Source organism: Streptomyces sp. NPDC005799 (assembly GCF_040630525.1).
In the GTDB taxonomy this organism is placed as follows: domain Bacteria; phylum Actinomycetota; class Actinomycetes; order Streptomycetales; family Streptomycetaceae; genus Streptomyces; species Streptomyces griseorubiginosus_B.
In genome coordinates this window covers 75,579-83,816 of record NZ_JBEXXQ010000047.1, presented here as the reverse complement: position 1 = coordinate 83,816, position 8,238 = coordinate 75,579, and the positions used below count along the sequence as shown (strand labels likewise).

Annotated in this window: 8 protein-coding genes; 1 reads left to right on the top strand and 7 read right to left on the bottom strand. The window is 71.8% G+C overall.

Annotation, left to right across the window (positions count from 1 at the left end; genetic code table 11):
• From ABZ453_RS36510 to ABZ453_RS36480, 7 genes are all read right to left on the bottom strand, one after another.
• On the bottom strand, positions 1 to 697 hold a 697-nt coding region (locus ABZ453_RS36510), incomplete at its 3' end, for an adenosylhomocysteinase (RefSeq protein WP_359021948.1).
• A 282-nt stretch (positions 698 to 979) separates the two neighbouring features.
• On the bottom strand, positions 980 to 1,960 hold the full coding sequence (locus tag ABZ453_RS36505; protein WP_359021946.1) for a cation diffusion facilitator family transporter: 981 nt from the start codon (positions 1,958 to 1,960) through the stop codon (positions 980 to 982).
• A 122-nt stretch (positions 1,961 to 2,082) separates the two neighbouring features.
• Entirely contained in the window at positions 2,083 to 3,234 is a 1,152-nt protein-coding gene (gene manA, locus ABZ453_RS36500; protein WP_359021944.1) for a mannose-6-phosphate isomerase, class I, read from the bottom strand.
• 68 nt (positions 3,235 to 3,302) lie between these two features.
• A complete protein-coding gene (locus ABZ453_RS36495) occupies positions 3,303 to 4,430 on the bottom strand; it encodes an SIS domain-containing protein (protein ID WP_356768629.1) in 1,128 nt (375 codons plus the stop codon).
• Between the two features lie 458 nt (positions 4,431 to 4,888).
• Positions 4,889 to 5,059, bottom strand: coding sequence for a Trm112 family protein (locus ABZ453_RS36490; RefSeq protein ID WP_133046004.1), 171 nt, complete (start codon positions 5,057 to 5,059; stop codon positions 4,889 to 4,891).
• A gap of 428 nt (positions 5,060 to 5,487) precedes the next feature.
• Positions 5,488 to 6,852, bottom strand: coding sequence for a phosphomannomutase/phosphoglucomutase (locus tag ABZ453_RS36485; RefSeq protein WP_359021941.1), 1,365 nt, complete (start codon positions 6,850 to 6,852; stop codon positions 5,488 to 5,490).
• A 204-nt stretch (positions 6,853 to 7,056) separates the two neighbouring features.
• Positions 7,057 to 7,434, bottom strand: coding sequence for a DUF3499 domain-containing protein (locus tag ABZ453_RS36480; RefSeq protein ID WP_308286699.1), 378 nt, complete (start codon positions 7,432 to 7,434; stop codon positions 7,057 to 7,059).
• A 342-nt stretch (positions 7,435 to 7,776) separates the two neighbouring features.
• On the opposite strand from ABZ453_RS36480, the gene ABZ453_RS36475 reads away from it, so the two are divergent.
• Positions 7,777 to 8,226 carry a metallopeptidase family protein gene (locus ABZ453_RS36475; protein ID WP_356768831.1) on the top strand — a complete coding sequence of 150 codons (450 nt, stop codon included), beginning with the start codon at positions 7,777 to 7,779 and terminating at the stop codon, positions 8,224 to 8,226.
• The last annotated feature ends 12 nt before the right edge of the window (positions 8,227 to 8,238 follow it).

Genomic DNA, 8,238 nt, shown 5'->3' with positions numbered 1-8,238 from the left:
TGACGTTGATCGCCGGGAACAGCAGGACGCCGTCACGCTGCATCTCGTACAGACGGTGCACACCCGTCGTGGTCTCCTCCGTCACACCACGGATCTCGGAGGCCAGCTGGGTCCACTTCTGCGAGCCGTCGGTGATGGTGCGGTGCAGGAGTTCGAGGATGACGCGGTGCTCGTCGGACTCGGCGGTGTCGACGGAGGGGACCTTGCCGTCCTTCTCGAACTCGACACCCTTGTGGACGAGGAGGGTGGCGTCACCGCCGTCGTCGAGGATCATGTTGGGGCCGCCGGTGGGGCTGTCCGGCCAGGTCAGCGCCTGCTCGGTGCACCACCAGTACTCCTCCAGCGTCTCGCCCTTCCAGGCGAAGACGGGGATGCCCTGGGGGTTGTCCGGCGTGCCGTTCGGGCCGACGGCGATGGCGGCGGCCGCGTGGTCCTGGGTGGAGAAGATGTTGCAGGAGGCCCAGCGGACCTGCGCGCCCAGGGCGGCGAGGGTCTCGATGAGGACGGCCGTCTGCACCGTCATGTGCAGGGAGCCGGTGATGCGGGCGCCGGCCAGGGGCTGCGCGTCGGCGTACTCCTTGCGGATGGACATCAGGCCGGGCATCTCGTGCTCGGCGAGGGTGATCTCCTTGCGGCCGAACTCGGCCAGGGAGAGGTCGGCGACCTTGAAGTCCTGTCGGTTTTCGACAGTCGTCATTGCGAGCTGCTCCTCGGGGTTGGGGCGAGGTTGGGTACGGCTGGTCTGCGCGGCGGCGGACACAGGGGTGCCCGAAAGAGGACACAGGCATGCCCGCGTACGCGCAGCGCAGTCCGTCGGAGGCCCTCTCTCCCTCGGTCGGTCCGCGGTGGGACCGCCCGACCGCCATCAGCAGCGACGTCTGGCTCGGTTCCAAGCTACACCGGTCGCCCCGGCGGTCCCCAGTCCACCATCGAACACATCAGGCCGATCACGGTGTGTTGCGGGTGGCGGACGGGCCGTTCAGTGGCCGGCGGGGTGGGGGGCCGGGCCGCCCGGTGTCGCTTCGCGGTCCGGGCCCTTGGCGGCCTCAGCCTCGCTGTAGATGTCCGGTTCGAGGTAGATCACGCGTGCGATGGGGACCGCGGCGCGGATGCGGGCCTCGGCGGCGTTGATGGCGGAGGCGACCTCGGCGGCCGTGTCGTCGTGCTGGACGGCGATCTTGGCGGCGACCAGCAGTTCCTCCGGACCGAGGTGGAGGGTGCGCATGTGGATGATGCCGGTGACGGTGTCACCGTCGACGATGGCGGCCTCGATCTTCTTGACCTCCTCCAGGCCCGCGGCCTCGCCGAGCAGGAGGGACTTGGTCTCGGCGGCGAGGACGAGCGCGATGGAGACGAGCAGCACACCGATGCAGACCGTGCCGATGCCGTCCCAGACGCCGTCGCCGGTGAGCAGGGCCAGGCCGACGCCACCGAGGGCGAGCACCAGACCGATGAGTGCGCCGAAGTCCTCCAGGAGGACGACGGGCAGCTCGGGTGCCTTGGCGCGGCGGATGAACTGCGACCAGGAGAGCTTGCCCCGCAGTTCGTTCGACTCCTTGATCGCCGTCTTGAAGGAGAAGCCCTCGGCGAGTATCGCGAAGACGAGAACGCCCACCGGCCAGTACCAGTGCTCCACCTCGTGCGGGTGGCGGATCTTCTCGTAGCCCTCGTAGATGGCGAACATGCCGCCGACCGAGAAGAGCACGATCGAGACGAGGAAGGCGTAGATGTACCGCTCGCGGCCGTAGCCGAAGGGGTGTTGCGGGGTCGCCTCGCGCTGGGCCTTCCTGCCGCCGATCAGCAGCAGGAACTGGTTGCCGGAGTCGGCGAGCGAGTGGACACCCTCGGCGAGCATCGAGGAGGAGCCGCTGAAGGCGAACGCGACGAACTTCGATGCCGCGATCGCGAGGTTGGCGCCGAGTGCCGCCACGATCGCCCTGGTGCCGCCTGACGCACTCATGTGTCCGCGTTGTCCCTTCGCCCTCGTCCGTCCGGCCGGTGTCGGCCTTTGCCCGTCCTTTGCCGGTGGGCCATTCTTGCAGTCCCGGCCGGCACTGACGTCTCAGGTATCCACAACCCCGGTCATACGATCACAGTGGCACGGAAAATCGTGCCCGCGCCCGTCACCTCGGCCTGCTCGCCCGCCGGGACGAACACGGACTGGCCGGGGGCCAGTTCGTGCTCTCCGGCCCGTACCGAGCCGGCCGTGCACAGCAGGATCTGCGGGGTGGCGCGGGTCAGGTCGTGGGTCGTGCCGCCCTCGGGGAGGACGTACCGCGACAGCCGGAACTCGTCGATGGGGGTCTCGTAGACCTCCTCGCCGTCCGGGGATGCCTCGGGCCGCAGCACGCCCGGGTCGCTCGCCTCGAAGCGGACGATCCGCAGCAGTTCGGGGACGTCGACGTGCTTGGGGGTCAGTCCGCAGCGCAGCACGTTGTCGGAGTTGGCCATGATCTCGACACCCAGGCCGTTGAGGTACGCGTGCGGGATGCCGGCGCCCAGGAAGAGGGCCTCGCCCGGCTGCAGACGGACGTGGTTGAGCAGCATCGCCGCGATGACGCCGGGGTCGCCCGGGTAGTGGTGGGCGATCTCGGCGTACGGGGCGTGCTCGCCACCCAGGCGGGCGCAGGCGGCCGCGGCCTCGGTGACCGTGTGGCGCATCTCCTCCGGGTCGGCGCTGAGGATCGCCGTGAGGACCTCGCGCAGAGCGGCGTCCTCGGGGTGGGCGTGCAGCAGGTCGACGTACGGCTTGAGGGAGTCGACGCCGAGGCCGTCCAGCAGATCGGCAGCCCGGAGCGGGTCGCGGAAGCCGCACAGGCCGTCGAACTCGGTGAGCGCGCAGATCAGTTCGGGCTTGTGGTTGGCGTCCTTGTAGTTGCGGTACGGGGCGTCGACGGGGATCTGGCGGCGCTCCTCGTCCTCGTAGCCCTCCTTCGCCTGCGCGAGGTCGGGATGCACCTGGAGGGAGAGGGGGGCGCCGGCGGCGAGGATCTTGAACAGGAACGGCAGACGGGGGCCGAACTTGGCGACGGCCTCAGGGCCCAGTTCCTTCTCCGGGGCCGCGTCGATCACCTCCACCAGGGTGCCGCGTGCGGTACGCGAGGGGGCACCGGGGTGGGCGCCCATCCACATCTCCGCCTGGGGTTCACCGCTCGGTTCGACGCCGAGGAGGGCGGGGATGGCGGTGGCGGAACCCCAGGCGTAGGGGCGGATGGTGTTGTCCAGGCGGTCCATGCGGTTCTCTCTGCCGGTCGATCGGTACGCGCGTGCGGGTAGGGCTGTTCAGGGCGCAGGCGTCAAGATCAGGCCCCCGAGGCGAGCGCCAGGTAAACGGCGGCGAAATCGGTGATGGCGATCAGTTCGGCGAGCGTCTCCAGTTCGCCGCCCTCCTGCGGCTCCAGCTCGCTGATCGGCGTGTCGTGGCTGAGGGCCAGGTCACGGGCGGCCGGGGCCGCGGTGAGGCCGCCGATGGGACGGTCGCGCAGGAGCACCACGCGCGCGTGCAGCGCGGGCGGCTCCTCCACACGGTCGCGGAAGAAGTCGTCCGGGTCGGCGCTGGCGGCGAGTGGGCCGGCCAGGAGGGCGCTGTGCGCGGCGAGCGCCTCGGGGAGTTCGGCGACGACGGCGGGGGTGCCGGAGAGTTCCGCGAGCGCGGCGGCGAACCGCCGCCCGGCCGGGCCCGCCGAGGTGCCCTCGGTCCACACGACCGGCAGTGCGTCGGCGAGTTCGGCGGCGAGGGTCTTCGCGGGGTTGCTGTAGGTCGCGATGGCGGGGCCGCAGCGCTCGGCGACCTGGTCGAGGCGGTCGGCGACCTTCTCGATCGCGTCCGCCGGGGCGCTGAGCAGACCGGTGCGGTCCAGGAGCGCGAGCAGGGGCGTCAACAGCGCCCACAGGACGCCGGGGGCCGAGGCCGCGAGGGGCTCGTCCTGGTCGTACGGGGCCGTCGCCATCGGTACGAAGAAGCCGTGGGCGCCTTCCACCGCCTCGGTGAGGGGCGTGCGGGCGGGGGCGACGGCGACGACCGTGCAGCCCCGGCGGTAGGCCGCGTCGGCGAGGAGGGACAGGCCTGGTTCGGTGCCGTCCGGGGTGGCGATCAGGAGCAGGTCGACCGAGCCGGCCCAGCCGGGGAGTTCCCAGCGCAGGGCGCCGGCCGCGGGGGCCACGCCGGTCGGGGCGAGGCGGATGACGGGGCTGCCGGGGCCGGCGAGGGTGCCGAGGAGGTCGGCGGCGTGGGTGGCGGCGGCGCCGGGGCCCGCGATGAGAACGGCGCGGGGGCGGCCGTCGGGCTTGAGGTCGTTGACGCCGGCCTCGGCGGCGTGCCGGGCGGCGGTACGGACGCGGGCGCCGGCCTCGGCGGCGCCGCGCAGCAGGCCGCGGCGGTCGGCCTCCGACAGGGCCTCGGGGGTGTCGAGCAGCGATTCGTCGAGCATGGGGCGGCGGCCTCCGATCGCCGGCGACGGTTGTGCCGGTGGCGGCTTGGCGGGCGGGCGTGTGGGCGGGCGTCCTTGGGGTTGTCGGCCGGGGGGACGCCTTGATGTTGCTCGTCTGTGGCTTGTTGCGGCTGTCTTCGGCTTGTCTGTGGCTTGTTGCGGCTGTCTGTGCTGTCTGTGGCTTGTTGCGGTTTGTCAGTTGTGCGGGCGGCGGGGCTGTCGGGTACGTCGGCGGCCCGTGAGGCACGTCGGTCGCGGGCTGTGTCGCTCGGAGCGGCTACGGAGGCTCGTTTCGCGCAGTGGTTGCGGTCTTGTCCGCTTGCGTCGGGGCGGAGATCGGCGCTCGCGTCGGTGACAGGGGTCTCGCGTCGGCGGCGGGCTGCGGCGCTTGCAGGCGGCGCTCGTCGTCTGGTGAGCAGGTCGCCTCTGCGCCTGCTTGGCGCGGGGCGCGGCTCGCTTTACGCGGGGCGGCGGGCCTCGTCGACGAGGAGGACGGGGATGTCGTCGCGGACCGGGTAGGCGAGGCCGCAGTCCTGGCCGGTGCAGATCAGCTCGGTGTCCTGCTCCTTGAGGGGGGCGTGGCAGGCCGGGCAGGCGAGGATCTCCAGGAGGCCGGCTTCGAGCGGCATGGGGTGTCCCTTCGGGGCGGGTACGCGTGCGCGTGCGGGTCGGTGTGCGGGGTGCGCGGATGTGCCTGGTCAGGGTACCGCCGGTAGGGGCGGGGTGGCGGGGGTTGGGTGGGGGTGGGTGGGCGGGCGGGACTGGTTTCTCGTCCCCGCCGCCCCTACCCGTCCCATCCCCGGGGGCTGCCGCCCCTTCGACCCCGCTCCGGGGGGCTCCGCCCCCTTCACCGCCGCCCGGGCTCCGCCCCGGACCCCGATCGGCCCTTCGGGCCTCGTCCTCAAACGCCGGACGGGCTGGATGATCAGGACCGGCGTCACACGCTCGACGGAATGGATGATGCGGACCGGCGTCAAGCACTCGACGGGCTGAGTGATGCGACCGACGTCAAGCGCTGGACAAGCCGGGTCACTCAGGTCAGCCGGAGAAGTCCGGTTCAGGCCCTGATGATCGCCAGTACCTCGTCCCGCACCTTGGTCATCGTCGCCTCGTCCCTCGCCTCCGCGTTCAGCCGCAGCAGCGGTTCCGTGTTGGAGGGGCGGACGTTGAACCACCAGTCGGTGGAGGTGACGGTGAGGCCGTCGAGTTCGTCGAGGGTGACGTCCTCGCGGGCGCCGTACGTCGATCGGATCGCCGCCAGGCGGGACTTCTGGTCGGCCACCGTGGAGTTGATCTCGCCGGAGCCCACGTAGCGGTCGTATGCGGCCACGAGTGAGGACAGGGGGTCGGACTGGCCGCCCAGGGCCGCGAGGACGTGCAGGGCCGCCAGCATGCCCGTGTCGGCGTTCCAGAAGTCCTTGAAGTAGTAGTGCGCGGAGTGCTCGCCGCCGAAGATCGCGCCCGACGAAGCCATCTCGGCCTTGATGAAGGAGTGGCCGACCCGGGTGCGGACCGGGGTGCCGCCGTGCTCCCTGACCACCTCGGGGACCGACCACGACGTGATCAGGTTGTGGATGATCACGCCCTTGCCGCCGTTCCTCGCCAGTTCGCGCGCGGCCACCAGCGCCGTGATCGCGGACGGGGAGACCGGGTCGCCGTGCTCGTCGACCACGAAGCAGCGGTCCGCGTCGCCGTCGAAGGCGATGCCGAGGTCGGCGGACTCCTCGCGCACGCGCTGCTGCAGGTCGACGAGGTTGGCCGGGTCGAGCGGGTTGGCCTCGTGGTTGGGGAAGGTGCCGTCGAGTTCGAAGTACATCGGGACGACGGTCAGGGGCAGGCCCTCCAACACCGTGGGCACGGTGTGACCGCCCATGCCGTTGCCCGCGTCGACCACGACCTTCAGGGGGCGGATGGAGGTCAGGTCCACGAGGGAGCGGAGGTGGGCCGCGTAGTCCGTCAACGTGTCACGCTGTGTGATGGTTCCCGGTGACGCGGCCGGTTCCGGCGCGCCCGACTCGGTCCACTCCTCCGCCAGTTCGCGGATCTGGGCCAGGCCCGTGTCCTGGCCCACCGGCGCCGCGCCCGCCCGGCACATCTTGATGCCGTTGTACTGGGCCGGGTTGTGCGAGGCCGTGAACATGGCGCCCGGCAGGCCGAGCGCGCCCGAGGCGTAGTACAGCTGGTCCGTCGAGCACAGGCCGATCTCGGTGACGTCGGCGCCCCGGGCCGCCGCGCCGCGCGCGAAGGCACGGGACAGGCCCGGCGAGGACGGGCGCATGTCGTGGCCGGTCACGATCGCGTCCGCCCCGGTGACGCGGACGAAGGCGGCGCCGAAGAGCTCGGCCAGTGTCTCGTCCCACTGGTCCGGGACCACTCCGCGTACGTCGTACGCCTTCACGATCTGCGACAGATCAGCAGCCACGGCCAACCCTCCTGGAGTCCTATCGGTGGCCACAAACTACCCGTACCGGATGACCGGGTGCCGTCCGGACGTCGCGTAGCGCGATCTGAGCCGTTGGCTCGGGTCAGGACCGGGTACGGGCAAAGGACGCGGGCGGGAACGCCCGGACGGGGAAACCGAGGGAGGACCTGCGGAGCCCGAAACGGAACTGTCCCCGGGAGCCGGTCAGTTGTCCGGGGAGCGCAGTACCCGCAGGTGGCCGCGGCGCGCGACCTCCATGGGGTCCGCCGAGCGGGCCCCGCCGCCGCCCGCCTGGGCCGCCCGCTCCTGCGGACGGGCCGCTTCGCGCACCGCGTTGGCAAGCGCTTCCAGGTCGTCGCCGCTGGGGCGGGCCGGGGCGGAGCCGTCGAGGAGGCGGACGACCTCCCAGCCGCGCGGGGCGGTGAGGCGCTCGGAGTGCTCGGCGCACAGGTCGTAGCAGTGGGGTTCGGCGTAGGTGGCGAGCGGGCCGAGGACCGCGGTCGAGTCGGCGTAGACGTACGTCAGCGTCGCGACGGCGGGTCGGCCGCAGGCGGTTCGCGAACAGCGACGTACAGGGCTCACGACGTTGGACGGTACCGCACTCTTGAGCGGGCCGCGACGACTCTCCCCCAGGTCACCCCACCGTGTCGTGCTGTGAATCGCCCCACACACCCCTTCCGCCACCCCCCGCTGACCTGCGGGGACATCCGTTCACAGGGCATCGACCGACCTCTCGTACGATCAACACTCCGTACAAACACCGTCATTTGCCTCGACATCGACGGTCTCGGAGAGATACGGAATCGAGCCCAACCTTGGCTGGAATGGTCATCCTGGGACAGGGCTTATCGGGCCCCCGGGACCGTCCGGTATGCCGCGTGGGGTCGGGCGGCCGGTCCGCGCGGGGACTACGCTTCACCGGTGATGGACAACCCCGTACCGCCCCGGGCCGCTGCCCCCGGGCCCCGTCGTCGTGACCGCCACGGCCGCGGCATGCGCGGGCCGATCGCACCGCCCCAGGTGCCGCTCGCCGCGAGCCGCGCCGACGCGTTCGCGGATCTGGTGCAGGACTCGGTGGAGCGCCTGGAGCGGCGCTGGCCCCAGCTCGCCGACATCGATTTCCTCGTCCTCGAGGTGCCGCGTCTGGACGGCCCCGGGCAGAGCTGGAACGACGAGGCGGTGCCGTTGGGCGGCACGATCGCCGCGCGCGAGGGACGTCCCGCGCGCGTGGTGGTCTACCGGCGGCCGGTGGAGATCCGCACGAAGGGGCGCGACGAGCGGGCCGCCCTGGTGCACGAGGTCGTCGTCGAGCAGGTCGCCGAGATCCTGGGGCTGACCCCCGAGACGGTCGACCCGCGCTACGGCGAGGACTGACCCCCCGCCGCC

Bases quoted from the DNA above. Each gene is read 5' to 3' on its own strand.
- manA (WP_359021944.1), bottom strand. From the start codon at position 3,234: ATGGACCGCCTGGACAACACCATCCGCCCCTACGCCTGGGGTTCCGCC.
- ABZ453_RS36490 (WP_133046004.1), bottom strand. From the start codon at position 5,059: ATGCCGCTCGAAGCCGGCCTCCTGGAGATCCTCGCCTGCCCGGCCTGC.
- ABZ453_RS36475 (WP_356768831.1), top strand. From the start codon at position 7,777: ATGGACAACCCCGTACCGCCCCGGGCCGCTGCCCCCGGGCCCCGTCGT.
- ABZ453_RS36495 (WP_356768629.1), bottom strand. From the start codon at position 4,430: ATGCTCGACGAATCGCTGCTCGACACCCCCGAGGCCCTGTCGGAGGCC.
- ABZ453_RS36505 (WP_359021946.1), bottom strand. From the start codon at position 1,960: ATGAGTGCGTCAGGCGGCACCAGGGCGATCGTGGCGGCACTCGGCGCC.